This is a genomic window from Burkholderia vietnamiensis LMG 10929, from assembly GCF_000959445.1.
In the GTDB taxonomy this organism is placed as follows: Bacteria; Pseudomonadota; Gammaproteobacteria; order Burkholderiales; family Burkholderiaceae; genus Burkholderia; species Burkholderia vietnamiensis.
In genome coordinates this window covers 2,739,203-2,765,794 of record NZ_CP009631.1, presented here as the reverse complement: position 1 = coordinate 2,765,794, position 26,592 = coordinate 2,739,203, and the positions used below count along the sequence as shown (strand labels likewise).

Below are 26,592 nucleotides of genomic sequence, written 5' to 3'. Positions count from 1 at the left end.
GCGCATGACCGCATTGCGCGTCGCCGGTGCGCTCGCGTTCGCCGTCGCCGCGCACCAGGCTGCCGCGCAGCCGAGCGCCGCGACGGGCAAGACGGTCGTCTACCGCACGCAAGCCGGCGACACGCTCTACGACGTCGCCACGCGTTACCTGCAAGGGCCGGACGACTGGCAACTGCTGCAACGGATCAACCACGTGCCGGCACCGAAGCATCTGCAGCCGGGCACCGCGTTGAAGCTGCCGGTCGTGCGGCTGCGCAAGGAAAAGCTGACCGCGCGCATCGTGGCGGTGCAGGGCAGCGCGCAGCGCTGGTCCGGCGGCGCGTATGCGCCGCTGGCGAACAACACGACGCTCGCCGAGGGCGAGCGCGTGCGCACCGGCGCCAACGGCTTCGTGACGCTCGAACTCGCGGACGGCACGCACATGAGCCTGCCGCCCGACAGCCAGCTCGAGTTGAAGACGCTGCGTCGCACCGTGCTGACGGGCATGCTCGATCGCGTGTTCGAACTCACGCGCGGCGAGGTGGACAGCGAGGTCACGCATCTGAAGAAACGCGACGACCGCTTCCAGATCCGTTCGCCGTCGGTGGTGGCCGGCGTGCGCGGGACGCGCTTTCGCGTGAACTACGACGCCGACGGCAATGCGGCCACGCGCGTCGAAGTGCTCGACGGCACGGTCGGCGTCGCGGGCAAGCAGCAACTGGCCGACGCCACGCTCGTGCATGCCGACTTCGGCAGCGTCGCGACGTCGTCAGGCACGGTCGGCGCGCCGATCCCGCTGCTGCCGGCGCCGGCGCTCGCCCATCCGGACAAGGTGCAGGACGAGCCGGACATCGCGTTCGACGTCGTCCCGCTCGAGCATGCGAACGCGTATCACCTGCAGCTCGGGCGCGACGCGGGGATGCTCGACCTGTTCAGCGAAACGCGCACCGTCTCGACGCGCGCGGTGTTCCGTGAGGTGCCGAACGGCACGTACTTCGTGCGCGTCGCCGCGATCGACGACAACGGCCTCGAAGGCACGCCGCACATCTACGCGTTCGAGCGGCGCCGGATGGGGCTCGACGCGAGCGCGTCGCCCGGCCCGAGCGGGTATGAGTTCCGCTGGGCGGCCGACGGCTCGGGCGACGACGCGCGCTATCGCTTCGTGCTGTCGCGCTCGAAGGATCTGAGCGCACCCGTGGTCGACGAGATGGGCCTGCAGGCGCGTCGAATCAACGTCGAGCACCTGCCGCCCGGCGACTACTACTGGGCGGTGACGGTCGAGGCGTTCGACGGCGGCAAGTTCTATCAGAAGACCAGTCCGGTCAGCGCGTTCACCTTGTCGCGCTGATCCGCAGCGCATGAAGCACGGCTCCGTTTCTCCGCTGCGGCATCTCGGCCGCCGCTTCCTGATCGAATGGATCGCGATCGGCTGTCTCGGCATCGCGGTGGTCCTCGGGTGCGCGCTCGGCCGGCTGTCGTCGGATGTCGACGGGCTGATCTACGACCGGCTGCTGATGTTGCGCAGCCTGCCGCTGTCGCCCGACGTCGTCGTGGTCGACATCGACAATGCGAGCGTGTCGGCGCTCGGCCGCTGGCCGTGGCCGCGCAGCGTGCACGCGCGGCTGCTCGACACGCTGGCGCGCGCGCGGCCGGCCGCGGTCGTCTACGACGTGCTGTTTACCGAGCCGTCGCCCGACGATCGCGCGTTCTCCGATGCGATGACCCGCGTGCCGACCTTCCTGCCCGTGTTGCTGAGCCCCGAGCGCGCGGACGGCACGCGCACCGTCGAACCGCCGGTCACGGAACTCGCGGCGCACGCGATGGGCCTCGGCCATATCAATCTCGAAGTCGATCCCGACGGCATCGTGCGCAGCGTCGCGCTGTTCGAAAGCGATGGACGCGTGCGTTGGCCGCAATTGATGGTGCCGGTGTACGGCGCGATCCGGGCCGGCCGCCTGCCGCCGCTCGGCGGCGCACGCGGCGCGAACGTGCACGACCTCGCGCGCGACGCGGCGGACGAAGGCCGTTACCTGATTCCGTTCAGCCGCAGCACGCCCGCGTATCCGACGCTGTCGTTCGCCGACGTGCTCGACGGCCGCGTGAAAGCCGACGCGCTGCGCGGCAAGATCGTCGTCGTCGGCGTGACCGCGTCGGGCCTGTACGACCGCTTCGCGACGCCGGTGTCCGGCGATTTCGGCCCGCTCGCGGGCGTGTACATCCACGCGAACGTGCTCGACATGCTGGCGACCGGCAGCGCGATCCTGCCGGCGTCGCGCGCGGGGCTGTTCGCCGCGTCGCTGCTGCCGCTCGCCGTGCTGCTGGGCGGCTTCCTGATGCTGTCGCCGTGGCGTGCGCTGCTGCTCACGCTGAGCCTCGCCGCGCTGGCGGTCGTCGCGAGCGTCGCACTGCTGTTCGAGGCGCGCGTGTGGCTGTCGCCCGCGCCCGCGATCTTCGGCCTGATCGCCGTGTACCCGATCTGGAACTGGCGGCGGCTCGAGATGACGATGTCGTATCTGCGCCGCGAACTGCAGCGGCTCGCCGACGAGCCGCATCTGCTGCCCGAGGCGCCGCGCAAGCGCAGCGTCGGCGGCGACGTGCTCGAACGGCAGATGGCGCTGATGGCGCAGGCCGCGCAGCGCGTGCAGGACATGAAGCGCTTCGTGTGGGACAGCCTGGACAGCATGCCGGAGCCGATCTTCGTCACCGATCTGGCCGGCACCGTGCTGATCGCGAACCACGCGGCGAAGCGCTACGCGGCGCGCCTGTCGCTGCCGATGCCGGAAGGGCTGACGCTGCGCGCCGCGCTCGGCGAGCTGACCTTCATGAAGACGGTCGACGGCAACGCCGAGCACGACGCCGCGATCCGCGCCCGCTGGCCGGCCGCGCTCGACCCGACGCTCGGCGCCGAGGACGACCTGATGGCGCGCGGCATCGAGGTGCGCGACCGAGCCGGGCTCGACCATCTGCTGCGCTACGCGCCGTGTACGAACGCGCAGGGCCGTGTGACCGGCTGGATCGCCGGTCTCGTCGACGTGACCGAGCTGCATGCGGCCGAGCGTCAGCGCGAGGAGGCGCTGCACCTGCTGTCGCACGACATGCGCTCGCCGCAGTCGTCGATCCTCGCGCTGGTCGAGATCGAGCGCGACCGCGTCGAATCCGAGTCGATGCGCACCTTGCTCGCGCGGGTCGAGCGCTATGCGCAGCGCGCGTTGTCGCTCGCCGACGAGTTCGTGCAGCTCGCGCGCGCCGAGTCGCAGGCCTACCAGCTCGAGCCGACGAGCCTCGCCGACGTGCTGATCGACGCGTGCGACGAAGTCTGGCCGCAGGCGCAGGCCAAGCGCATCCGCATCGATACCGACGTCGGCACCGGCATGTACTGGATGCGCGCGGACCGGTCGCTGCTTACGCGCGCGTTCGTCAACCTGCTCAACAACGCGGTCAAATACAGTCCGACCGACACGGCGATCACGTGTACGCTGACGGTCGAGCACGCATCGAAGCGGATGTTCTGTACGATTCGCGATCAGGGCTACGGCATCTCGCCGGAAGATCAGCGGCATCTGTTCGAGCGTTTCAAACGATTCCATGCCGGCGAGCGGCCCGAGATCTCGGGCTCCGGGCTCGGCATGGCGTTCGTGAAGACGGTCGTCACGCGCCACGGCGGCAGCGTGACGGTCGACAGCGAAGTGGGCGTCGGCACCGCGGTCACGGTGTCGCTGCCCGCGATCGACGAGCCGTCGGCCTGACAGGGCCGGGCGCGACGGCTGGCATTTGGGGATAGTCATGAGAAAGGAATGGGCAGCGGCCGCGCTGGCGGTAGCGCTGTTGACCGGTTGCGCCGGGATCACGACCGGCGTGAGCGCCGTGGGGCAAGCGGATGCGTTCGCGTCCGGGGCGCGCGGCTACGAGGTGATCCGCGCCGGCGCACAGGCCGACGATCCGGAGTACCGACAGATCGAGACGCTCGTGCGCGATGCGCTCGCGCAGCGCGGCTTCGACGCACAGTCCGGGCAGGACGCCCGCTACCGGCTGTCGATCGCCTATGCGACGCAGCCGGCGTCGGTCGCGGCGACGTCCGAGCGGTGCGGCGCCGCGAGCAGCCGTGCGTGCGTGAGCGTCGACGGGCCGGCGCCGCTCGCGATCCCGTTCGCGGGCGCGGTGTATCGCCACGTGCTGACGCTGCTGTTCGTCGACGCGCGATCGGGCGCGGACGTGTACCGCGTGTCGGCGTCGCTGCGCGATCGCGATGCCGGTTCGCAGCACGCCGCGCCTGCGCTCGTGACGAGCGCGCTGGCGAAGCTGCCGTTCGGGCAGGGCGGCGGCTGGCTCGTGAAGACGAAAAAAGACGACGCGGGCGCAATGCCGGGCGTCGTCTCGGTGAAGCCGGCCGCCGCGCGCTGACGCGCGGGCGGCTCGGTAAATGCGGGCCGCGCGCGGCCCGTTGCCGTGTTCAGGCGGCCGGTTGCGCGGTGCCGCGCGTGCGCAGGTACGCTTCGAACTCCGCGCCGACTTCCGGGTGGCGCAGTGCGAATTCGACGGTCGCCTTTAGGTAGCCGAGCTTGCTGCCGCAGTCGTAGCGCGTGCCCTGATACTTGTAGGCCAGCACCTGCTCGTCGGCGAGCAGCGCCTGGATCGCGTCGGTGAGCTGCAGCTCGCCGCCCGCGCCCGGCTTCAGCGCCCGCAGATGCTGGAAGATCCGCGGCTTCAGGATGTAGCGGCCGACCACGCCGAGGTTCGACGGCGCGTCTTCCGGCGCCGGCTTCTCGACGATCGCCGACATCTTGACGATCGACTCTTCCCACTCCTTGCCGTCGACGATCCCATACGATTTCGTCTCCGACGGCGGGATCTCTTCGACGCCGATCACCGAGCTGTGATAGTGGTCGAACACGTCGACCATCTGCTTCATCACCGGCGGGTTGCCGTCGAGCAGGTCGTCGGCGAGGATCACCGCGAACGGATTGTCGGCGACCAGCTTTTCCGCGCAGAGCACCGCGTGGCCGAGGCCGAGCGCTTCCGGCTGACGCACGTAGAAGCAGTCGACGTGGCTCGGCTTGATGCTGCGCACGAGCTCCAGCAGCTTTTCCTTGCCGCGCGCCTCGAGTTCGGCCTCGACCTCGTACGACTTGTCGAAGTGGTCCTCGATCGCGCGCTTGCTGCGCCCCGTCACGAAGATCATCTCGGTGATGCCCGCGGCGATCGCTTCCTCCACGGCGTACTGGATCAGCGGCTTGTCGACGACGGGCAGCATTTCCTTCGGGCTCGCCTTCGTTGCGGGCAGGAACCGCGTGCCGAGACCGGCAACGGGGAATACCGCCTTGGTGACTTTCAACATGATCGAACCTTTATTCCTGTAATCGACTTGTCAGAGTCTATGTTCACGTTCCGATTATAGTGAACGCAAACGACCTTACCCTTTGTTACGCAGGCAACCGATCCAGCTGCGCACGCAGTTTGTCCAGCGTGCTCTGGAACTCCGCGACGCGTCGCTGTTCCTGTTCGACGACGGCCGGCGGCGCCTTCGCGACGAACGCCTCGTTGCCGAGCTTCGCGTTGCACTTCGTGATTTCGCCGCTGAGACGCGCGATTTCCTTCGACAGGCGCTCGCGTTCTGCCGCGACGTCGATTTCCACCTTCAGCACCAGCTTGTTGGGGCCGACGATCGCGATCGGCGCGCCGTGCGCGGCCTGGTCGAGCGTCGCCTCGTCGGCGAGGATCTGCACTTCCGACAGACGCGCGAGCGCCTGCACGTACGGCGCGAACGAGCGCAGGCGCTCGGCGTCGCCGGCCGCGAGCAGCGGCACCTTGGTCGCCGGCGACAGGTTCATCTCGCCGCGCAAGTTGCGGCACGCGTCGACGATCGCCTTCATGTCGGCCGCCCATTGTTCGGACGCCTCGTCGATCTTCTGCAGGTTCGCGAGCGGATACGCCTGCGTCATCAGCGATGCCTCGCCGTCGGCCTTGCCTTGCGGATAACGGCCCGCGAGCGGCGCGACCTTCTGCCACAGCGCTTCGGTGATGAACGGGATGATCGGGTGGGCGAGGCGCAGCACCGTCTCGAGCACGCGCAGCAGCGTGCGGCGCGTCGCGCGCTGCTGTTCCGGCGTGCCGTTCTGGATCTGCACCTTCGCGAGCTCGAGATACCAGTCGCAGTACTCGTCCCACACGAACTTGTAGATGCTGGTCGCGATGTTGTCGAAGCGGTAATCGGCGAAGCCCTTCGCGATGTCGGCCTCGGTGCGCTGCAGCAGCGACACGATCCAGCGGTCGGCCGCCGAGAAGTCGAGGTAGCCGCCGGGGCCGCAGTCGCCCGCGCCGCACACTTCGGGCTTGTCGGCGCCGCAGTCGTGGCCTTCGCAGTTCATCAGCACGAAGCGCGTCGCGTTCCACAGCTTGTTGCAGAAGTTGCGATAGCCTTCGCAGCGCGCGAGGTCGAAGTTCACGTTGCGGCCGAGCGTCGCCATCGACGCCATCGTGAAGCGCAGCGCGTCGGTGCCGAACGCGGGAATGCCGTCCGGGAATTCCTTGCGCGTCTTCTTCTCGATGGTGGCGGCCTGCTTCGGGTTCATCAGGCCCGTCGTGCGCTTCGCGACCAGCGTTTCGAGGTCGATGCCGTCGACGATGTCGATCGGGTCGAGCGTGTTGCCCTTGCTCTTCGACATCTTCTGGCCTTCGGCGTCGCGCACGAGGCCGTGCACGTACACCGTATGGAACGGCACCTTGCCGGTGAAGTGCGTCGTCATCATCACCATCCGGGCGACCCAGAAGAAGATGATGTCGAAGCCGGTGACCAGCACCGACGACGGCAGGAAGTGCTGCAGCTCCGGCGTCTGGTTCGGCCAGCCGAGCGACGAGAACGGCACGAGCGCCGACGAGAACCACGTGTCGAGCACGTCCTCGTCGCGCTTGAGCGCGCCGGTGTAGCCGCGCGCGGCGGCCTGTGCGCGCGCGTCGTCCTCGTTGCGGGCGACGAACACCTCGCCGTTCTCGCCGTACCACGCGGGAATCTGATGGCCCCACCACAGCTGGCGCGAGATGCACCAGTCCTGGATGTTTTCCAGCCACTGGTAGTAGGTGGTCGTCCAGTTTTCCGGCACGAACTTGATCTGGCCGCTGCGCACGACGTCGAGCGACGTTTCGGTGATCGACTTGCCCGGATTGAACGTGCCTTCCGGCGCCGGCTTCGTCATCGCGACGAACCACTGATCGGTCAGCATCGGCTCGATCACGACGCCCGTGCGGTCGCCGCGCGGCACCATCAGCTTGTGCGGCTTCACCGACTCGAGGAAGCCCTGTGCGTCGAGATCGGCGACGATCGCCTTGCGCGCGTCGAAACGGTCGAGGCCGCGATACTGCTCGGGGGCGTTGTCGTTGATCTTCGCGTCGAGCGTGAGGATCTCGATCGGCGCGAGGTTGTGGCGCAGGCCGACCTGGTAGTCGTTGAAGTCGTGCGCGGGCGTGACCTTCACGACGCCCGTGCCGAATTCGCGGTCGACGTAGTCGTCGGCGATCACCGGGATTTCGCGGCCGGTCAGCGGCAGCGTGACGAGCTTGCCGATCAGGTGCGCATAGCGCTCGTCTTCCGGATGGACCATCACGGCGACGTCGCCGAGCATCGTTTCGGGGCGCGTGGTCGCGACGGTCAGCGTGCCGGAGCCGTCGACGAGCGGGTAGCGGATGTGCCACAGATGGCCGTTTTCTTCCTCGCTCGCGACTTCGAGGTCCGATACCGCGGTGAGCAGCACCGGATCCCAGTTCACCAGGCGCTTGCCGCGGTAGATCAGCCCTTGTTCGTAGAGCGTGACGAACACGTCGCGCACCGCGGCCGACATCTTGTCGTCCATCGTGAAATATTCGCGCGACCAGTCGGTCGACGCGCCGAGGCGGCGCACCTGGCCCGTGATCGTCGAGCCGGATTTCTCCTTCCATTCCCACACGCGCTCGACGAACTTCTCGCGACCGAGGTCATGGCGCGACACGCCCTGCGCATCGAGCTGACGCTCGACGACGATCTGGGTCGCGATCCCCGCGTGGTCGGTGCCCGGCACCCACAGCGTGTTCTCGCCGAGCATGCGGTGATAGCGCGCGAGGCCGTCCATGATCGTCTGGTTGAACGCGTGGCCCATGTGCAGCGTGCCGGTGACGTTCGGCGGCGGCAGCTGGATCGCGAAATCGGGGCGGGCCGGATCGAATGCCGGCGCGGCATAGCCGCGTTTTTCCCACTCCGGCCCCCATTGGGACTCGATGGTATGGGGCTCGAAACTCTTCGCCAGCGTGTTGTCGCTCATGGTTGGAAATTTGCCGAAAAATGCGTGAATTGGATGCTGAATCCGACAATTATAAATGGATGCACATCGGCCAGCCATCGCAGCGCCCGCGCGGGACGCGCGCATGCTCGCCCGGCGCCGCGCGCGGCTCGTGGCGAGCCCTCGTGCCGAGCCGATCGAAAACGCCATCGCCCGGCCGACTTATAATGGCGGGTCCGCATTTTTCTCGCCCGTCCGCTGCCGCTCCATGCCCGATCTGCTCGCCAATCTGAACCCTGAACAATACGCCGCCGTCACGCTGCCGAACGAACCGGCGCTGATCCTCGCGGGGGCGGGCAGCGGCAAGACCCGCGTGCTGATCACGCGGATCGCGTGGCTGATCCAGCAGGGCTACGCGTCGCCGGCCACCGTGCTGGCCGTCACGTTCACCAACAAAGCCGCGCGCGAAATGATGGCGCGGCTGTCCGCGATGATGCCGATCGACACGCGCGGGATGTGGATCGGCACGTTCCACGGGCTGTGCAACCGGATGCTGCGCACCCACTGGCGCGACGCGGGCCTGCCGCAGACGTTCCAGATCCTCGACACGGCCGACCAGCTGTCCGCGATCAAGCGGCTGATGAAGGCCGCGAACGTCGACGACGAAAAATACCCGCCGAAGAACGTCCAGTACTTCATCAACAACGCGAAGGAGCAGGGGCTGCGTCCCGACAAGGTCGACGCCACCGACAACTTCAACCGCAAGTTCGTCGAGCTGTACCAGGCATACGATCAGCAATGCCAGCGCGAGGGCGTCGTCGACTTCCCCGAGCTGCTGCTGCGCTGCTACGAGCTGCTCGCGTACAACGCGCCGCTGCGCGCGCATTACCAGGCGCGCTTCCGGCACATTCTCGTCGACGAGTTCCAGGACACCAACAAGCTGCAGTACGCGTGGCTCAAGATGCTCGCGGGCGCCGGGAACGCGATCTTCGCGGTCGGCGACGACGATCAGTCGATCTACGCGTTCCGCGGCGCGAACGTCGGCAACATGCGCGACTTCGAAGACGAATTCCGCGTGCGCAACCTGATCAAGCTCGAGCAGAACTACCGGTCGCACGGCAACATCCTCGACGCGGCCAACCAGCTGATCTCGAACAACGCGCACCGCCTCGGCAAGAACCTGCGCACCGACGCCGGCCACGGCGAGCCCGTGCGCGTGTACGAGGCGAGCACCGATGCGCAGGAAGCCGGCTGGATCGTCGAGGAGATCCGCTCGCTGATCAATACCGGGATGTCGCGCAGCGAGATCGCGGTGCTGTACCGGAGCAACGCGCAGTCGCGCGCGATCGAGCACACGCTGATGACGTCGGGCATCCCGTATCGCGTGTACGGCGGCCTGCGCTTCTTCGAGCGTCAGGAAGTGAAGCACGCGCTCGCGTATCTGCGCCTGATCGACAACCCGAACGACGACACCGCGTTCGTGCGCGTCGTCAACTTCCCGACGCGCGGGATCGGCGCGCGCTCGATCGAGCAGCTCGCGGACGCCGCGCGCCTGTACGACTGCTCGATGGCCGCCGCGATCCCGTACGTGACGGGCAAGGCCGGCACGAGCCTCGGCGCGTTCGCGACGCTGATCGCGAAGATGCGCGCCGAGACCGAGCAGATGAGCCTGCCGGAGACGGTCGAGTACGTGGTGCGCGCGAGCGGCCTCGCCGATTTCTACCAGGGCGAGCGCGAAGGCCAGGACCGCCTCGAAAACTTGCAGGAACTCGTGAACGCGGCCACCGCGTTCGTCAGCGAGGAAGGCTACGGGCTCGATGCACCGGCGCGCGCGATTCCGCTGCGCGCCGGCGCGATCGCGGCGCCGGCGCTGCGCGCGGAAGCCGACGATCCGTCGGTCGACGTACTCGATCCGGCGCCGCTCGACGACCCCGCGCAGAACCCCGACACGATGACGCCGCTGGCGGGCTTCCTGTCGCACGCGTCGCTGGAAGCCGGCGACAACCAGGCGCAGGCCGGCCAGGACGCCGTGCAACTGATGACCGTGCATGCGTCCAAGGGGCTCGAATTCTCGGCCGTGTTCATCACCGGCCTCGAGGAAGGGTTGTTCCCGCACGAAAACAGCGTGCTCGAGTCCGACGGGCTCGAGGAGGAGCGCCGGCTGATGTACGTCGCGATCACGCGCGCGAAGGAGCGGCTCTATCTGTCGTTCGCGCAGAGCCGCATGCTGCACGGCCAGACGCGCTACAACGTGCGCTCGCGCTTCTTCGACGAGCTGCCCGAGCACGTGCTGAAGTGGCTCACGCCGAAAGTGGAAGCCGGTTCGCGCTGGGGCGGCCGCGCCGACAACGCCGGCTGGGGGCGCGACTGGTTCGCGCGGCCGGGCGGCGGCCATCGCGAGCAGATCGTCGATGCGGCCGTGTCCGCGCCGCTGCCGGCGTTCGCCGACAAGCAGCGCGCGGCCGACACCGGGTTCCGCATCGGCCAGCAGGTGTTTCATACGAAATTCGGCGAGGGTGTGGTCACCGCGCTCGAAGGCAGCGGCGCCGATGCAAAGGCGCAGGTGAAGTTCAAGCGGCACGGCGAGAAGTGGCTCGCGCTCGCGGTCGCGAAACTGCAGGCGGTGGAATGATGGGGATCGACATGGTGGATACACTCGCGGCGCGCCCGCTCGGCATCCTGGCCGCGCTGCCCGAGGAACTCGGCGATCTGATCGCCGCGATGCGCGCCGACGGCGAAATGAAGACGGTCACGCTCGGCCGCCGCGATTATCACGTCGGCACCGTGCACGGCGCGGCCTGCGTCGTCACGCTCGCGCGGGTCGGCAAGGTCGCGGCCGCGGCGACGGTCAGCGCACTGATCCACGTGTTCGGCGTGTCCGGCGTGGTGTTCACCGGCGTCGCGGGCGGCGTGTCGCGCACGGTGCGCGTAGGCGACGTGGTCGTCGCCGATACGCTTCTGCAGCACGACCTCGACGCGTCGCCGCTGTTTCCGCGCTACGAGGTGCCGCTGCTCGGCATCACGCACTTTGCCACCGACGTGGAGCTGACGGCCCGGCTGAAGGCCGCGTGCGCGCTGTTCGTCGCCGAGGAGGGCGCGCGCTTCGGCGAACGGTTCGGACTCGCCGGCGCGACGCTGCACGGCGGGCTCATCATCAGCGGCGACCGCTTCGTATCGAGCGAGCCGGAAGTCGTCGCGCTGCGCGACGCGCTGCCGGACGCGCTCGCGGTCGAAATGGAAGGCGCGGCGATCGCGCAGGTGTGCGCGGAACACGACGTGCCGTTCGCCCTCGTGCGCACGATCTCCGACACCGCCGACGATCACGCGACGCAGTCGTTCTCGCACTTCCTGTCGGCGATCGCAAGCAGCTATTCGTCCGGCATCCTCAAGCGTTTCCTGACGCTGCACGCGACGACGGCGGCCTGAAGCCGCCGTCATCGTTCCCCTTCGAAGCGACCGGCCGGCCGCGGCACGCATGCCGCGGCTGCGTCGTCACGCGCGCTTGCGACGTGCGCTTTCGAGGTTCGGCAGGAACACGGTCAGCACGCCGATCAACGGCAGGAACGAGCAGACGCGGTAGACGAACGTGATGCTGGTCGCATCGGCGAGCTGGCCGAGTACGGCGGCGCCCACGCCGCCCAGTCCGAACGCGAAGCCGAAGAACAGCCCGGCGACCATGCCGACCTTGCCGGGCATCAGTTCGGTCGCATAGACCAGAATCGCGGCGAACGCCGACGCCAGCACGACGCCGATGATCACGCTCAGCACGCTGGTCCAGAACAGGTTCGCGTACGGCAGCAGCAGCGTGAACGGCGCGACGCCGAGGATCGACACCCAGATCACGTACTTGCGGCCGATCCGGTCGCCCACCGGGCCGCCGATCAGCGTGCCGGCCGCGACCGCCGCGAGGAACACGAACAGGTGGATCTGCGCGGCCTGGACCGACAGGTGGAACTTGTCGATCAGATAGAACGTGAAATAGCTGTTGATGCTCGCGAGGTAGAAGTACTTCGAGAACACCAGCAGCACCAGCACGCCGATCGCCGCCAGCACGCGCCCGCGCGACAGCGTCGGATGGCCGGCGGCCGCCGCCTTCTTCTTCATCGACGGGTGCTTCCTGTACCAGTGGCCGATCTGCGTGAGCACCAGCATCGCGACGAGCGCGGCCGCCGAGAACCACGCGATGCTGTGCTGGCCGTGCGGAATGATCACCAGCGCGGCGAGCAGCGGCCCGAGCGCGGAGCCGGCGTTGCCGCCGACCTGAAACAGCGACTGCGCGAGCCCGTGCCGGCCGCCCGACGCCATCCGCGCCACGCGCGACGATTCCGGATGGAACACCGACGAGCCGCAGCCCACCAGTGCCGCCGCGACCAGCAGCATCGGGAAGCTGTTCGCGGCCGACATCAGCAGCAGCCCGGCCAGCGTGAAGCCCATCCCCACCGGCAGCGAATACGGTTTCGGACGTTTGTCGGTGTAGAGGCCGACGAGCGGCTGCAGCAGCGACGCGGTGATCTGGTACGTCAGCGTGATGAGGCCGATCTGCGCGAACGACAGCGCGAACTGGCTCTTGAGCATCGGATAGATCGCGAGGATCAACGACTGGATCATGTCGTTGAGCATGTGCGAGAAGCTGATCGCGCCGAGCACCGAATAGACGGTGCCCGGTGCTGGCGGAGCGGACGGCTGGGGCACGGCGGCGGCGCCGGCGCCCGTATCGAGGCTGGTTTCCATGTGAGCTGAGCGAGTTGAGGTGGCGGGACGCGCTCTGATGACGACCGGCGCGTTCGAATCGTTGTTGCGTCAAAGGAGTGTAATGTGGCGCATCGACAATGTCAGGCCAAGTTTTGTCGCATTTCGGACATTGATGTGACGATTCGGCGATCGTGCCCGTTTTTGGCCGGTTATAACGCTCGGACGCGTCCGGCCGTTGCTGCGGACGCGCCGGGCCGGATGAGTGTTTGTCCGGACTCAAGGCCGCGCGTTGCGGGCCGTAGTACGACGCAGCGACATCGCACGCGCAACCAGCCCGGCGCCGGCCACGAACCGGCCCGGTGCAGCACATGCGGCATTGGGCAGCCAATGCCGGCCGTCGGAACCGACCTTTCCGGCGGCGTGACCAATACGGGGATATATCGATGAAAGCAGCATCATTGCATCCAGGGCCGGGTGCGGCCGCCACCGCCTCCCACGCATCCGCCGCGCGCCGAGCGGGCACCGCGGCGCGGCTGAGCCGCCCTTGGACCGTCAAGGCGACGTTGCGCGCGGCATTCGCGATTCTGCTGGCCGGCACGCTCGCGATCGGCGTGTTTTCGCTGTGGCAGATCAGCCGGCTGAACGCGTCGATCGCGTCGGTCTACGAACAGGGGCACGTCGCGAGCCGGGCGGCCGAGGAAGTGCGCGCGGAGGTGCTGCGCGCGAGCCGTGCGCAGAAGATGCTGCTCACCGCGACCACCGCGAAGGAGCGCGACGACCTGGGCGCCGAAGTCGGCGCGGGGCTCGCGTCGATCGGCCAGGCGCTCGCGACGCTGCAGCGCTACGCCGATCCGGCCGATGCCGACGATTCCGCGCGACTGCACGCGTTTTCGGCGGCCGTCGGCACCTGGAGCGGCCATCTGCGCGACTTCGTCACGCTCGTGCAGGCGCAGCCGCTCGACCTGTCGCAGATGAACTGGCAGGTCGGCACGCAGGACGTGTCGCTGCTGGTCGAGACCGGCAAGCTCGAGAAGCTCGTCGCGATGCTCGTGAAGACGCGCGGCGCGAAGTCGAAGGCGACGCTCGATGCGTCCGCAACGATCTTCTCGTCGTCGTTCGCGATGATCGCCGCGATGACGGGCGGCCTGATCGTGCTGGCGATCGTGATCGCCGAGCGCGTGGTGCGGCGGCTCGCGGCGCAACTCGGCGGCGAGCCCGCGCACGCGAAGGCGATCGCCGCCGACATCGCGCGCGGCGACCTGACGCGGCCGATTCCGGTGGCCCGCAACGACCGCGACAGCATGGTGCGCGCGCTGTCCGACATGCAGACCGGGCTGGCGGCGACCGTCGGCGAGATCGCCGTCAGCGCCGAGGCGATCGCGGCCGCGTCCGGCGAGATCTCGACCGGCAACCTCGACCTGTCGCGCCGCACCGAGCAGCAGGCGGTCGCGCTCGAACGCACCGCGGCGAGCATGGAGGAGCTGACCTCCACCGTACGTCAGAACGCCGAGAATGCGCGCCAGGCGAGCGCGCTCGCCGCCAACGCGTCGGCGGTGGCGGAGGCGGGCGGGGACGTGGTCGGCCGGGTGGTCGCGACGATGAGCGAGATCGACGACAGCGCGAAGAACATCCGCGAGATCATCGGCACGATCGAGGGGATTGCGTTCCAGACCAACATTCTCGCGTTGAACGCGGCGGTCGAGGCAGCGCGCGCGGGCGAACAGGGGCGCGGCTTCTCGGTGGTCGCGGGCGAGGTGCGGCTGCTCGCGCAGCGCTCGGCGACCGCGGCGAAGGAGATTCGCGAGCTGATCGGCGCGTCGGTCGAGCGGGTCGCGAACGGCGCGGCGCTCGCCCACGATGCGGGCCGCACGATGGATGACGTGGTGAAGGCGGTGAAGCGCGTGACCGACATCATCGCCGAGATCTCGGCGGCGTCGGACGAGCAGAGCGCCGGGATCGACGAGATCGGCCGCGCGGTCACGCAGATGGACGCCGGCACGCAGCAGAATGCGGCGCTGGTCGAACAGGCCGCCGCCGCGGCCAATGCGCTCGACGAGCAGGCGCAGGCGCTGAAGGCGCTGGTCGGGCGCTTCCGGCTCGCGGCCTGAGCGCCCGCCCGGGCGGCGCTCAGGATTTCTTCTTCTGCTGCTCCGGGTTGATCACGACCGTGCAGGTCGTACCGGCCGACAGCACCACGTCGGCCGGCACTTCGTCGATCTTGATGCGCACCGGCACGCGTTGCGCGAGGCGCACCCAGTTGAAGGTCGGGTTCACGTCGGCGACGAGGTCGCGGCTTTGCGGGTTGTCGCGATCGTAGATGCCGCGCGAGATGCTCTCGACATGGCCCTTCATCACGCCGCCGCTCATCAGCCGCATCTCGGCCGGCGCACCGACCTTCACGCGCGGCAGCTTGGTTTCCTCGAAGTAGCCGTACACCCAGAACGAGTGGCTGTCGACGATCGCGAGCTTCGCCTGGCCGGCCACCGCATAGTTCCCCTTGAAGGTCTGCAGGTTCGTGATGTAGCCGTCGACCGGCGCGATCACGCGCGTGCGCTCGAGGTTCAGCTTGGCCGCGTCGAGTGCGGCGATCGCCTGCTGATACTGCGCATCAGCGCTCGATGCGCTGTGCGCCGCGTTCTCGCGGTTTTCCTTCGACACGACGAGCGCGTCGAGGTCCGCACGGCGGGCCGCGTCGTCGCGGCGCATCTGCAGTTCCGCGCGGCGGGCGGCCACGGCCGCCTGCGCCTGCTCGACCGCGATCTGATAGTGCGACGGGTCGATCTGCATGATCAGATCGCCCTTCTTGACGAGCTGGTTGTCGTGCACCGGCAGCTCGACGATCGCGCCCGACACGTCCGGCGCGACGTTGACGATCTCCGCGCGCACGCGCCCGTCGCGCGTCCACGGATCATCCATGTAGTGCACCCACAGCGAGCGCCCGATCAGGATCGCGACGAGAAGGATGACGGCGGTCGCGACGAAGCCGAAGAGTTTTCTGATAATCATGATGGTTCGGGATCAACGGTAAACGGCGAGACTCATTCCGCCGCAGATGCAGACGAGAAGGCACGCGCGGAACAGCGACGGGTGCCAGACGAGACGGTAGAGGCCCGTATAGGCGAGCAGGCGGTCGACGGCCCAGGTCGCGAGCGCGCCCAGGACGAACATCAGCACCACCGTGGGCATGTAGGCATCGAGAATGGCGATTTCACGCGGCATCATGACGAGGCTCCTTGTTGGGGACGCACGGGGCGATTGCGGTTCAGCGGCTCGAGCGGCGATTCCGGGTCGAGCAGCGCGGTACGGACGAAATGCAGGTGGCTCAGGATGCGCTGCAGGCGGTGGCGTTCGTCGCGCGACGGCGTGACCGCATCGAGCGTGTGCCGCGTCGCGTCGATCGCGGCGTCGACGGCGGCGAGCGTCGCGTCGAAGCGCCCGGCGTCCGGCTGCGCGAACAGCGCGGACAGGGCGGCGCGCATCGTCTCGATCGCGCGGCGCCACGGCGTGGTTGCCGCGTAGCGCGGGTCGGGCGGCAGCGTCGCCAGTTCGGCGCGCAGATCGAGCACCGCGTTGCCGGTTTCCAGCACCGCGAACATCCAGCGCAGCGCGTCGCGCTGCACGTCGGGCTGGTCGGCCGACAGCGTGTGCGCCTGGTGCATCAGGTCGCGCGCGCCGCTCTCGAAGCGCGTGCGCAAGCCGGCCAGCCGCGCATGGCATGCCGCGACGACCTGATGGCGCAGGTCCGCGAACAGCCGCTTCTTCAGCCACGGCGCGCTCGGCGGAAACAGCACCGCGAACGCGATTGCCGACGCGAGCATCGACAGCACCAGTGCGAGCGCGTCGTTCATGAAGCTCATCGGATCGTAGTGCGTGATGTTGTCCGGGCCGGCGAGGAAGCTGAAGAAGATCAGATAGCCCATCCCGTAGCCTGCGTACCGCGGCTTCATCGTCATGAAGATGCCGATCGCGAGCAGCGGCGCGAGCGCCACGCACAGCAGCGGGAAGCCGTCGATGTGCGGATAGATGCCGAACGTCAGCAGGAAGCCGGTGCAGACGGCGAGCGCGGTGCCCATCCCCATCTGCGCGGACATCGCGGTCGGCCGCGGCGTCGCCGACGCGAGCGCGCACGTGGCTGCGGCGGTCAGCGTCAGCGTCACGCCGCTCGGCCAGGCGGTCGCGATCCACACCGAGCCGAGCACCAGAATCACCGTCGCGGTGCGAATCGCCGCGATCACCATCGCGGTCGCGTTGGTGCGCGGCTCGTAGCGCTCGATCCAGCGCTCGCGCTCGTGGTTCGCGGTCGCGAGCGACGCGTAGGTCGCCGCGTATTCGTGCAGGTCCGTGATGAAGCGATACAGCAGCTCGGCGGCCGTGTCGAAGTCGAGCAGCGGAAAGCCGGGCTGCGCTTCGAGCGTCGCGCGGGTCGCGCGGATGCGGCGCGGCAGCGCGTCGCGCCACGCGAGCAGCTGCGCGGCCGCGAGCGCGGCGTCGGCCGACGAGCGCACCGGCTCGCCGTTGCGCGTGAGGAGCGGCGCGATCTCGCGGAAGTACGGCTCGATCGCGTCGATCGCCGCCTGCGCGCCGGCGCCGCGCAGCCGGTTCATCAGCTGGTGCAGCGCGTGGAAGCGGCTCGATACGCTCATGAACTCGCTGTTCAGCCGCGCGAGGCGGCCGCTGCGCATGCGCGTGTCCGGATCTTCGAACACGGCCATGCTGCGCGCCGCTTCGAAGCCGACCACGTCGGCGACGAAGCGCGTATGGATCGATTCGATATGCGCGCGCTCGAGCTTGCCCGACAGCGCGGCGGCGACGTAGTCGACGAAGCCGACGAAGCGCTTGCGCACCGTCGTGCGCATCTGCTCGCCGGTGTACTGCGGAAACACCAGCGCGCTGACCACGCCGGCCGACACGATCCCGACCATGATCTCGGCGACCCGCGTGAGCGCGCTCATGAACGCGCCGTCCGGATGTTGCGACGCCGGCAGCCCGATCAGCGCGGTCGTGTAGCCGGCGAGCAGGAAGCCATAGCTGCGGAAGTTGCGGTTGCGTGCGGCGCCGGCCGTGCACAGCGCGACCCACAGCGCGACCGCGAGCAGAAACAGCTCCGGCTGCTGCGGGAACAGGCCGACGAACGCCAGCGTCGCGATCAGCCCGAAGATCGTGCCGATCACGCGGTAGAAGCTCTTCGCGAGCACGGCGCCGCTTTGCGGCTGCATCACGATGAACACCGTGGTCAATGCCGTCTTCGGCGCCGGCAGGTCGAGCCGCATCGACACGCCCGTTGCGATGAACGCGGCGAGCAGCGCCTTGAACAGATAGAGCCACCCGGCGCCGTCGCTGCGGGCCCAGTCGCCGAACGCGGCGAACCAGGCCGGCAGCGGTCCGCCGGCGTGCGTGGAAGCAGGGGAGGAGACTGACATGTCGGTCGCTCCGCGTTACGGTGCGGTGGTCGTCGCGACGTGCGCGGGCCGCGTGGCGCGGGCGGCGGCGCTGGCAGCGGGGGCGGCCGCGGCGGTTGCCCCGGACGAAGCAGCCGACGAAGCCCCCGACGCAGCAGCCGGCGCAGCCGCGGCGGCTTCGTCGTGCGGCACGTCCTGGCCCGTTTCGACGCCGCCGCCGAGCGCGGCCATCAGCTGCGCATGCGCGGCGAGCCGCTCCGCGTCGATGCGCGCGGCCGTCTCCTGCGCACGTAACAGCTGCTGTTGCGCGATCAGGACGTTCACGTAGTCGGTCAGGCCACGGCGGAAGCCTTCGCGCGACAGCCGGTAGCTGCGGTCGTTGGCTTCCACCGAACGTGCGGCGTCCTTCTTCTGCGTGTCGAGCGAGCGGATCCGCACGACCTGGTCGGCGATGTCCTTCAGCGCGGCGAGCACCGTCTGGTTGTAGTGCTCGACCGCCTGGTCGTAGCCGGCGCTGGCCGCGCCGAGTTGCGCGCGCAGGCGTCCGCCTTCGAAGATCGGCAGCGTCAGCGCGGGGCCGGCCGTCCAGCCGCCGTTCATCGAGCGCAGGAAGTCGACGAACGGCGCGGTCACGCCGAAGCCGCCGACCGTCGCGAGCAAGTCGATGTTCGGGTAGAACGCGGCCTTCGCGACGTCGATCCCGCGTGCCTGCGCGTCGACCATCCAGCGTGCCGCGACGACGTCCGGCCGGCGGCCGAGCAGGTCGGCCGGCATCGCGGACGGCAGGCCGGCCGGCGCGTCGAGCGACAGGTTCGGCCGCTTGATCGCATCACCCGCGCCCGGGCCCTTGCCCGCGAGCGCCGCGAGCTGGTGGCGCGCGAGCTGGATCGCTTCCTCGTAGGTGTCGATCTGGCGTTCGTAGTCGGGCAGCGTGGACTCCGCCTGGCTGAGCTCGAGCTGCGTGCCGAGGCCCGCCTGCAGGCGCTTGCGCGCGAGATCGGCGAGCGCGCGCTGGCGCTCGAACGTTTCGTGCGCGAGATCGAGCAGCGCGTAGTTCATCGACATGCCGATGTACGCGCGCACGACGTTCACTTCGAGTTCGAGCCGGGCCGCGCGCGCGTCGGCCGCAGTCGCGTGTGCGGTATCGAGCGCGCGTTCGGTGGTGTTCTTGTCCTTGCCCCACAGATCGAGGTGGTACGACAGGCCGAGCGTGCCGGTGTTGTTCCACGTATCGACGTTCGCGAGCGGGCCGGGGCCGTAGTACACGTTGTCGGGCCAGTGCTCGCGCATCAGCGACAGATTGCCGTTGATCTGCGGCAGTTCGGCCGAACGGGCGACGCGCGCCATCGCCTGCGCTTCGCGCACGCGCGCCTCGGCCGCCGCGAGGGTCGGATTGCCGGCTTGCGCCGCGGCGATCCACGCGTCGAGCTGCGGGTCGCGATAGGCGCGCCACCAGTCGGATGCGGGCCAGCCGGCGTCGCGGTCCGCCGCACGGATCGCAGCGCCGGCGTCGAGCCCGTTCGCGTCGATGCGAGCCGACTGCGGCTTGTTGTCGCCCATGCTAGCGCATCCGGCCATTATTAATGAGACTGCAAGAACCGCCAGTGCCAGCGTCCCTTTTGTTGCCGGAAACTGCACGATTTTCTCCCTTCCGGATATAGATGATTCGGAGGCGATTATATTTTTCAGTAATTCCTGAATAAACGAACAAAGGTGCAAGTCATTTTTACGAATCCTGAGACAATATTGGTGGGCTGCTGTGCAACAATCCGTCCGGATTCAAACGGGTAATGGGATGGATACGTTACAAAACATGCGGGTATTCGTCCGCGTGGTGGATGCGGGGAGCTTTACCGCGGCCGCCCAGCAGATGAATTCGACGACCGCCTATGCATCGCGCGCCGTATCGGATCTCGAAGCGCACCTGCGCACGCGCCTGCTGAACCGGACCACGCGCCGGATCGCGCTGACCGAAGCCGGTGAGCGCTACCTGCAGCGCTGCGAGCAGATCCTCGCGTACGTCGACCAGGCCGAAGCCGAGGCGGGCGATGCGCACGCGCGCCCGTCGGGCAAGCTGAAGGTCCATTGCTTCACGAGCCTCGGCCAGCACTATCTGGTGCCGGCCATCGGGCGCTACCGGCAGCGCTATCCGGACGTGCACGTCGAGCTGACGCTCGCGCAGCGGATGCCCGACCTGCTCGACGAAGGCTACGACGTCGCGATCGTCGTGGGCCGCGAGCTGCCCGATTCGGGGCTCGTGTCGCAGCGGCTCGGCGACAGCTACAGCGTCATCTGCGCGTCGCCCGATTACGTCGGCGCGCACGGCAAGCCGCAGACGCCGGCCGATCTCGCGCAGCACGCCTGTCTCGGGATGGTCGCGCCGGGCTTCCACTTCGACGAATGGACGCTGTCGGGGCCGCGCGGCGACGAGCTCGTGCCGGTGACGGCGCCGCCGTTCCGCGTAAATGTGGCCGAGGCGCTCGCGGTGGCTGTGCGGGAAGGGATGGGGATCGGCGGCCTGCCGCTGTATTCGGCGATCGGCGGGCTGCGCAGCGGACAGATCGTGCGCCTGCTGCCGGAATACCGGTCGCAGCCGATGAGCATCTACGCGCTGTATCCGTCGCGCCAGTACCTCGACGCGAAAATCCGGACGTGGGTCGATTTTCTGCGCGACGAACTGCCGGCCACGCTCGAAGCCGACGAAGCCGCGCTCGCGCAGATCACGGCTGCGACATGATGGCGCGATCGCTCGGAATCTGACGAGATTTGTCGTTCGCGCAACACTTTTTTACCCGCGGACGCCGGACAGTTTGATACTGTTCAAATCATCGACATATGAATCTGCCCACCCTCGGAGTCGCAATGGATACGCACCTGATGATCGGCCTTGGAATTCTGCTCGGCGCGGCCGCCGCCGCCGCGGCGACGCGCGATCTGCTGCGCGCGATGAAGGCGCGCGCGAAACTGGTGCCGGTGCGGGTGCGCGCGTCGTCGCAAGGCCGCCGTCGCGCCGACCGCTGAGCGGCGCTCAGGCAATCTATCGACCGGGGCCGTACACGGCCCACGGCCCGCCCGCCCGCCGCGCGTTCAGCCGAGTTCGACCACACGATCCCACGCGAACGCGGGGTTCTCGAGTTCGCCGGTGCGGCGACGGATATAGCCGCGCGGGTTGCACACCACGCGCGTGCCGCTGTCGGTCACGTAATCGAACGACGTATGCGTGTGGCCGTGGACCCACAGGTCGACCGGCGGCCGCACGAGTTCCGCCAGGTCCGTCACGAATCCCGCCGAAGCAAGATCCTCCTCGTACCGCTGTGCCAGCGAGCGCAGATGCGGCGCATGATGCGTGACGACGATCGTGCGGCCCGCGAACGGCGTCGCGATCCGTGCCGCGAGCCACGCGCGGCTGTGCCGGTGCAGCGCGATCGCGTCGGCCGGCGTGAAATCGCGCTGCGGGGCGTCGCCGGGCCGCGTCGAAGCCTCGTGCGGCCACGTCACCTGAATCAATCCCTTGAAATCGAGCATCACGCGCATGCCGGCTTCGGTCGCGCGGGCAATGCTCGCGTCGTCGGCGCCGAACAGCGAGAAATCGGTCCATAACGTCGTGCCGAGCACGCGAAAGCGCTGTGCCGGGTCGACGTAGAGCCCGTTGTTCAGGTAATGCACGTTGTCGAGCGTGCGCGCGGCGTCGCGCATCGCGGTTTCCAGCGCGCCGAATTCCCCGTCGTAATACTCGTGGTTGCCGGGCACGTAGATCACCGGCACGCGTGCGTCGAACGTCTCGGCGGCCCAGCGCAGGCCTTCCGCGTGGTTGTGGATGTCGCCGGCCAGCACGACGAGATCCGCCTCGGCATGCGCGATCGCGTCGGGCTGGTTGCTCTCGAGATGCAGGTCGGACAGCACGCGAACTCTCATGGGCATCGCTCCGGATTGAATGGGTTCAGCGCAGCACCTTGCCGGGATTCATCAGCCCGCGCGGGTCGAGCGCGGTCTTCAGCGTTCGCATGAGCGCCGTTTCGACCGGCGACTTGTAGCGCTGCGCGTCGTCGATCTTCAGTTGGCCGATCCCGTGTTCCGCGCTGATCGTGCCATGGTGACGATGCACGTTGTCGTAGACGATACGGTTGATTGGCGTCTGGAATTGCGCGAGGAACGCCTTCGGATCGCCGCCGGCCGGCGTCTGCACGTTGTAGTGCAGATTGCCGTCGCCGAGATGGCCGAACGTGACCATCCGCGCGCCGGGCGCGGCCTGCTGGATCGCGGCGTCGGTTTCGTCGATGAAGCGGGCGATCGACGAAATCGGCACGGCGATGTCGTGCTTGATGTTGAGGCCCTCGTCGGCCTGCGCGAGCGGGATGTGTTCGCGCAGATCCCAGAACGCGCGCGATTGTGCGAGATTCTCCGCGACGACCGCATCGACCACGAGCCCGGCGTCGAACGCCTGTTCCATCAGCGTTTCGAACAGCGTGCGCGCATGGGCTTCGCTCTCGTTGTCCGACAGCTCGAGCAGGACCGTCTGCGCATGCGTGCGCTCGAACGGGTAGCGCAACTGCGGATAGTGCTTGCCGACGAGCTGCATGCAGAAATCCGACATCAGTTCGAAGCCGGTCAGCAGCGGGCCGGCCGCACGCTGCGCAAGCGCGAGGAAGTCGAGCGCCGCGTGCGGCGATTCGAGTGCGGCGAGTGCGGTGACCTGCGCGGCCGGCAGCGGATGCAGCTTCATCACCGCGGCCGTGATGATCCCGAGCGTGCCTTCCGCGCCGATGAACAGGTCGCGCAGATCGTAGCCGGTGTTGTCCTTGCGCAGCCCGCGCAGGCCGTCCCAGATCTCGCCCTGCGGCGTCACGACCTCGAGGCCGAGGCACAGCTCGCGCGCGTTGCCGTAGCGCAGCACGGCAGTGCCGCCCGCGTTGGTCGACAGGTTGCCGCCGATCGTGCAGCTGCCTTCGGCGGCGAGGCTCAGCGCGAACAGCCGGCCGCCTTCGCGGGCGCGCGCCTGCACGTCGGCCAGGATCACGCCGGCTTCGACGGTGATCGTGTTGTTGTGCGGATCGAACGCGCGCACGCGGTTCAGGCGCGCGACGCTCAACACGGCCTGGCTGCCGCTCGCATCGGGCGTTGCGCCGCCGGCCAGGCCGGTGTTGCCGCCTTGCGGCACGAGCGCGACGCCGTGGGTATTCGCGAGGCGCACGAGGGCCGCGACTTCGGCGGTATCCGCCGGCTTCAGCACCGCGCACGCGCTGCCCTTGTAGCGGCGGCGCCAGTCGGTCAGGAACGGCTCGGTATCGTGCGGGTCGGTCAGCACGTGCGCGGCGCCGATCGCGTCGCGGCAGGCGGATACGAAAGCTTCGGAAGGAATCATCACGTTCGGTCGCGTAAGGGTCAGGACGCGGCGCGCTGTTTTTTCGCCGCGCGCTTGAACGGCGCGACGTAGGCGAGCGCCGCCACGAAGAAGCCGACGGCGAGCGCGGTCTCGCACCAGCCGAGCGTCGCGGACAGCCCGAGGTCGGACATCCCGCGCACGACGCCTTCGGCGAAATAGACGAGGATCAACATGCTCGCCCATTGCATCGTATAGATGTTACGCCGCCACACGCCGGGTAGCGCGAGGGCGAGCGGCACGGCCTTGAGCAGCAGCGCCGAGCCGCCTGGGCGCAGCGGCGCGAGCCACAGTTCCCATGCGAGCGAGAGCACGATCAGCGCCGCGAGGCATGCGGCCGCGGCCAGCGCGTAGCTCGGCCGGGCCGCGACCGCGGCGGGTGCGGGCGTGGGCCCGCTCATGCGGCCTCGGCGGCGGCCAGGGCCGCGGCTGCGCGGGCCAGCCTCACGCCGAGCGACGCCGCGAGCGTCTTCTCGTCGGCCGACAGCCCGCCGGCGGCGCTGCGCTCGTGCGGCGACACGTGCGACGCGCCGTACGGCGTGCCGCCGGTGCGCGTCGTGCTGAGGGCGGATTCGGTGTACGGAATGCCGACGATCATCATCCCGTGATGCAGCAGCGGCAGCATCATCGACAGCAGCGTCGACTCCTGGCCGCCGTGCAGGCTGCCGGTCGACGTGAACACGCTGGCCGGCTTGCCTGCCAGCGCGCCCGACAACCATTGCGGCGTGGTGCCGTCGAGGAAATATTTGAGCGCGGCGGCCATGTTGCCGAAGCGGGTGGGCGAGCCGAGGGCGAGGCCTGCGCATTCGTCGAGATCGCGCAGTTCGGCATACGGCGGGCCGTCGTCGGGGATGTCGGGAGCGATGGCTTCGCACACCGTCGACACGGGCGGCACGGTGCGGATGCGCGCCTGCATGCCCGGCACGCTGTCGATGCCGCTCGCGATCGCGAGCGCGAGTTCGCGCGTGGCGCCGTGACGGCTGTAATAGAGGACGAGAATGTCTTTCATGGGCGGCGGAGCCCCGTGCGGCCGCGCGCGTGCCCGGTGCAGTCGGCCCCTGCTGGATCGAGCGGCTATTATAGGGGCTGAAGTCGTCGCGCAGCGCGGCGGCGGCGCGCGCCGCCGGGCGCGCGGCATCGACAAGGAGAAAACGTTTGCCGAAGTTGGCCGTCGATCTCGACACCCTCAAGCGTCTCGCGCAGTTCGCCGCGCGGCGCAGCGCCGAGGACCGCATTCCGCAGGTCGCGGGTAGCCTCACGTTCACGACGATGCTCGCGCTCGTGCCGCTCGTGACGGTCGCGTTCGCGCTGTTCACCGCGTTCCCGATGTTCGCGTCGTTCCAGATCTCGCTGCAGGGCTTCCTCGCGGATCACCTGATGCCCGCGCAGTTCAACGTGCAGATCTTCAAGTACCTGAACCAGTTCGCGGCCAAGGCCAAGGGGCTGACGACGGCCGGCCTGATCGTGCTGGTCGTCACGTCGGTGATGACGATGATGACCATCGAGTCCGCGTTCAACCTGATCTGGCGCGTGCGCAAGCCGCGGCCGTTCGCGCAGCGCGTGCTGGCGTACTGGGCGTTGATCACGCTCGGGCCGCTGCTGTTCGGCGTGAGCCTGTCGCTGTCGTCGTATCTGTTCACGCAGTCGCTGGCGTTCACCGGCGCCGCGCCGTCGACGTCGATCATCGAATGGCTGCTCGCGCTCGCGTCGCTGCCGCTCACGGTGCTCGCGTTCACGCTGCTGTACGTGTACCTGCCGAACTGCACGGTCGCGTGGCGCGACGCGGTGATCGGCGGCCTGTTCGCGGCCGTCGCGTTCGAGCTGGCGAAGCGCGGCTTCGGCTATTACGTGCGGCGCATTCCGACCTATACGGCCGTCTACGGCGCGTTCGCGGCGCTGCCCGTGTTCCTGCTGTGGGTGTACCTGAGCTGGTTCATCGCGCTGCTCGGCGCGATGGTCGCGTCCGCGCTGCCGGCGATCCGTGTCGGCCAGTTTCATCGCATCCATTATCCGGGCAGCGATCTGCTCGACGCGCTCGAATTGCTCGCGCGGCTCGCCGAGGCGCGCGCGGCCGGCAGGCCGGGCTGCACGGCGCCGCGGCTCGCGACCATGCTGCGCTGCGACATGGAGACCGCGCAGCGGCTGCTGCTGACGATGGAGGAGCGCGAATGGATCGCGCGGCTGGAGGGCGGCGACCAGGCGCCGCGCTACATCCTGCTGGCGAACCCCGATCGTCTGACGCTCGCGCAGCTGTTCGACGTGCTGGTGATCGACCGGACCGAGCTGACCTATCAGCTGCAGCGGCGTAGCAGCCACGTCGAAGGCGCGGCGCTGCTCGACGTGCTGTCGAACGATCGCTTCGACGTGTCGCTCGCGTCGCTGATCGCCGCGCGCGCGGCCGATGGCGCGCAGCCGGCCGCGCCGGCGTCCGGCTCGCTCGCCGGCGCGGTGCCCGACCCGCACGCGCGTCCGCCGAAAACGGCGTGACGCCGCGCCGGAAGGCGTGCGTTACAGCGGGATCTTGCCGACGCAGATGTCCTTGAACATCACCCAGTCGCCCATCAGGCTGTAGACCGGATGCCGGAACGTGGCAGGGCGGTTCTTCTCGAAGAAGAAGTGCCCGATCCATGCGAAGCCGTAACCGCACACGACGGCCGCCGGCAGCCACGGCCAGCGACCGGTCGCGACCGCCATCGCGACACAGCCGATCACGCCGAGCGAGCCGATGAAGTGCAGCCGCCGCGACGTCGCGTTCTGGTGTTCGTTCAGGTAATACGGATAGAAATCAGCGAAGCTGGCGAATTGTTCCGAATGCGTATGCGCCATGGCCGTCTCCTCGGGTCGCCGTTCATGGCGCCATTGTGCGGCGGGCCGCCGGCGGCCGCAAGCCGCGCGG

At 68.7% G+C, this 26,592-nt stretch carries 21 protein-coding genes; 9 read left to right on the top strand and 12 right to left on the bottom strand.

Translation table 11 applies throughout. From position 1 onward, the window contains the following. Positions 1-4 precede the first annotated feature (4 nt). Genes AK36_RS22450 through AK36_RS22440 form a run of 3 tightly spaced genes read left to right on the top strand, consistent with a single transcriptional unit; the run spans position 5 to position 4,380 of the window. Positions 5-1,327, top strand: a complete 1,323-nt coding sequence (locus AK36_RS22450; protein ID WP_045579220.1) for a FecR family protein — start codon at positions 5-7, stop codon at positions 1,325-1,327. 10 nt (positions 1,328-1,337) lie between these two features. Continuing rightward, complete coding sequence (locus tag AK36_RS22445) at positions 1,338-3,725, top strand: CHASE2 domain-containing protein (protein WP_014722877.1); 2,388 nt, start codon at positions 1,338-1,340, stop codon at positions 3,723-3,725. 37 nt (positions 3,726-3,762) lie between these two features. After that, the gene (locus AK36_RS22440) at positions 3,763-4,380 is read left to right on the top strand and encodes a DUF4136 domain-containing protein (protein ID WP_034193313.1); all 618 of its coding nucleotides are present in this window, start codon (positions 3,763-3,765) and stop codon (positions 4,378-4,380) included. 49 nt (positions 4,381-4,429) lie between these two features. Here the strand turns inward: AK36_RS22440 and galU are convergent, their stop codons facing one another. Together galU and AK36_RS22430 are read right to left on the bottom strand one after the other, a co-directional pair. After that, positions 4,430-5,314 (bottom strand): UTP--glucose-1-phosphate uridylyltransferase GalU, encoded by an 885-nt coding sequence (gene galU / locus AK36_RS22435; RefSeq protein ID WP_011884488.1) that lies wholly within the window; start codon positions 5,312-5,314, stop codon positions 4,430-4,432. An 85-nt stretch (positions 5,315-5,399) separates the two neighbouring features. Beyond that, on the bottom strand, positions 5,400-8,267 hold the full coding sequence (locus tag AK36_RS22430; protein ID WP_041493813.1) for a valine--tRNA ligase: 2,868 nt from the start codon (positions 8,265-8,267) through the stop codon (positions 5,400-5,402). Positions 8,268-8,493: 226 nt separating this feature from the next. On the opposite strand from AK36_RS22430, the gene AK36_RS22425 reads away from it, so the two are divergent. Both AK36_RS22425 and AK36_RS22420 read left to right on the top strand, forming a co-directional pair. Beyond that, complete coding sequence (locus AK36_RS22425) at positions 8,494-10,857, top strand: UvrD-helicase domain-containing protein (protein WP_011884498.1); 2,364 nt, start codon at positions 8,494-8,496, stop codon at positions 10,855-10,857. Continuing rightward, a complete protein-coding gene (locus tag AK36_RS22420; RefSeq protein WP_034193315.1) occupies positions 10,854-11,651 on the top strand; it encodes a 5'-methylthioadenosine/adenosylhomocysteine nucleosidase in 798 nt (265 codons plus the stop codon). Before AK36_RS22425 ends, AK36_RS22420 begins: the two co-directional genes overlap by 4 nt. A gap of 66 nt (positions 11,652-11,717) precedes the next feature. On the opposite strand, the gene AK36_RS22415 is transcribed toward AK36_RS22420, so the two are convergent. Continuing rightward, positions 11,718-12,956, bottom strand: a complete 1,239-nt coding sequence (locus tag AK36_RS22415) for an MFS transporter (protein WP_014722882.1) — start codon at positions 12,954-12,956, stop codon at positions 11,718-11,720. Positions 12,957-13,360: 404 nt separating this feature from the next. Here AK36_RS22415 and AK36_RS22410 point away from each other — a divergent pair, with 404 nt between their 5' ends. Then, positions 13,361-15,025, top strand: a complete 1,665-nt coding sequence (locus AK36_RS22410) for a methyl-accepting chemotaxis protein (RefSeq protein ID WP_045579219.1) — start codon at positions 13,361-13,363, stop codon at positions 15,023-15,025. Between the two features lie 19 nt (positions 15,026-15,044). Here the strand turns inward: AK36_RS22410 and AK36_RS22405 are convergent, their stop codons facing one another. The 4 genes from AK36_RS22405 to AK36_RS22390 are packed head-to-tail and all read right to left on the bottom strand — an operon-like array spanning position 15,045 to position 19,954. Further along, on the bottom strand, positions 15,045-15,923 hold the full coding sequence (locus tag AK36_RS22405) for an efflux RND transporter periplasmic adaptor subunit (protein WP_011884505.1): 879 nt from the start codon (positions 15,921-15,923) through the stop codon (positions 15,045-15,047). Between the two features lie 12 nt (positions 15,924-15,935). Beyond that, on the bottom strand, positions 15,936-16,139 hold the full coding sequence (locus AK36_RS22400; protein ID WP_011884507.1) for a DUF1656 domain-containing protein: 204 nt from the start codon (positions 16,137-16,139) through the stop codon (positions 15,936-15,938). Then, positions 16,136-18,337 (bottom strand): FUSC family protein, encoded by a 2,202-nt coding sequence (locus tag AK36_RS22395; RefSeq protein ID WP_011884508.1) that lies wholly within the window; start codon positions 18,335-18,337, stop codon positions 16,136-16,138. Before AK36_RS22395 ends, AK36_RS22400 begins: the two co-directional genes overlap by 4 nt. A 15-nt stretch (positions 18,338-18,352) precedes the next feature. Next, positions 18,353-19,954 carry an efflux transporter outer membrane subunit gene (locus tag AK36_RS22390; RefSeq protein WP_041493814.1) on the bottom strand — a complete coding sequence of 534 codons (1,602 nt, stop codon included), beginning with the start codon at positions 19,952-19,954 and terminating at the stop codon, positions 18,353-18,355. 157 nt (positions 19,955-20,111) lie between these two features. On the opposite strand from AK36_RS22390, the gene AK36_RS22385 reads away from it, so the two are divergent. Both AK36_RS22385 and AK36_RS34005 read left to right on the top strand, forming a co-directional pair. Further along, complete coding sequence (locus AK36_RS22385; protein WP_034193319.1) at positions 20,112-21,053, top strand: LysR family transcriptional regulator; 942 nt, start codon at positions 20,112-20,114, stop codon at positions 21,051-21,053. Positions 21,054-21,178: 125 nt separating this feature from the next. Then, positions 21,179-21,337, top strand: a complete 159-nt coding sequence (locus AK36_RS34005; protein ID WP_014722886.1) for a hypothetical protein — start codon at positions 21,179-21,181, stop codon at positions 21,335-21,337. 66 nt (positions 21,338-21,403) lie between these two features. On the opposite strand, the gene AK36_RS22380 is transcribed toward AK36_RS34005, so the two are convergent. Genes AK36_RS22380 through wrbA form a run of 4 tightly spaced genes read right to left on the bottom strand, consistent with a single transcriptional unit; the run spans position 21,404 to position 24,705 of the window. After that, a complete protein-coding gene (locus AK36_RS22380; protein WP_045579217.1) occupies positions 21,404-22,231 on the bottom strand; it encodes a metallophosphoesterase in 828 nt (275 codons plus the stop codon). Between the two features lie 25 nt (positions 22,232-22,256). Further along, positions 22,257-23,678, bottom strand: coding sequence for an FAD-binding oxidoreductase (locus AK36_RS22375; RefSeq protein ID WP_045579216.1), 1,422 nt, complete (start codon positions 23,676-23,678; stop codon positions 22,257-22,259). Between the two features lie 20 nt (positions 23,679-23,698). Further along, on the bottom strand, positions 23,699-24,097 hold the full coding sequence (locus AK36_RS22370) for a DUF2069 domain-containing protein (RefSeq protein WP_045579215.1): 399 nt from the start codon (positions 24,095-24,097) through the stop codon (positions 23,699-23,701). Continuing rightward, complete coding sequence (gene wrbA / locus AK36_RS22365) at positions 24,094-24,705, bottom strand: NAD(P)H:quinone oxidoreductase (RefSeq protein ID WP_011884517.1); 612 nt, start codon at positions 24,703-24,705, stop codon at positions 24,094-24,096. Before wrbA ends, AK36_RS22370 begins: the two co-directional genes overlap by 4 nt. 146 nt (positions 24,706-24,851) lie before the next feature. Between wrbA and AK36_RS22360 the strand changes: the two genes are divergently transcribed. After that, the gene (locus AK36_RS22360; protein ID WP_011884518.1) at positions 24,852-26,183 is read left to right on the top strand and encodes a YihY family inner membrane protein; all 1,332 of its coding nucleotides are present in this window, start codon (positions 24,852-24,854) and stop codon (positions 26,181-26,183) included. A gap of 21 nt (positions 26,184-26,204) precedes the next feature. On the opposite strand, the gene AK36_RS22355 is transcribed toward AK36_RS22360, so the two are convergent. Beyond that, positions 26,205-26,522: an Mpo1-like protein gene (locus AK36_RS22355; protein ID WP_011884521.1), complete on the bottom strand. Its 318-nt coding sequence runs from the start codon at positions 26,520-26,522 to the stop codon at positions 26,205-26,207. Between the last annotated feature and the right edge of the window lie 70 nt (positions 26,523-26,592).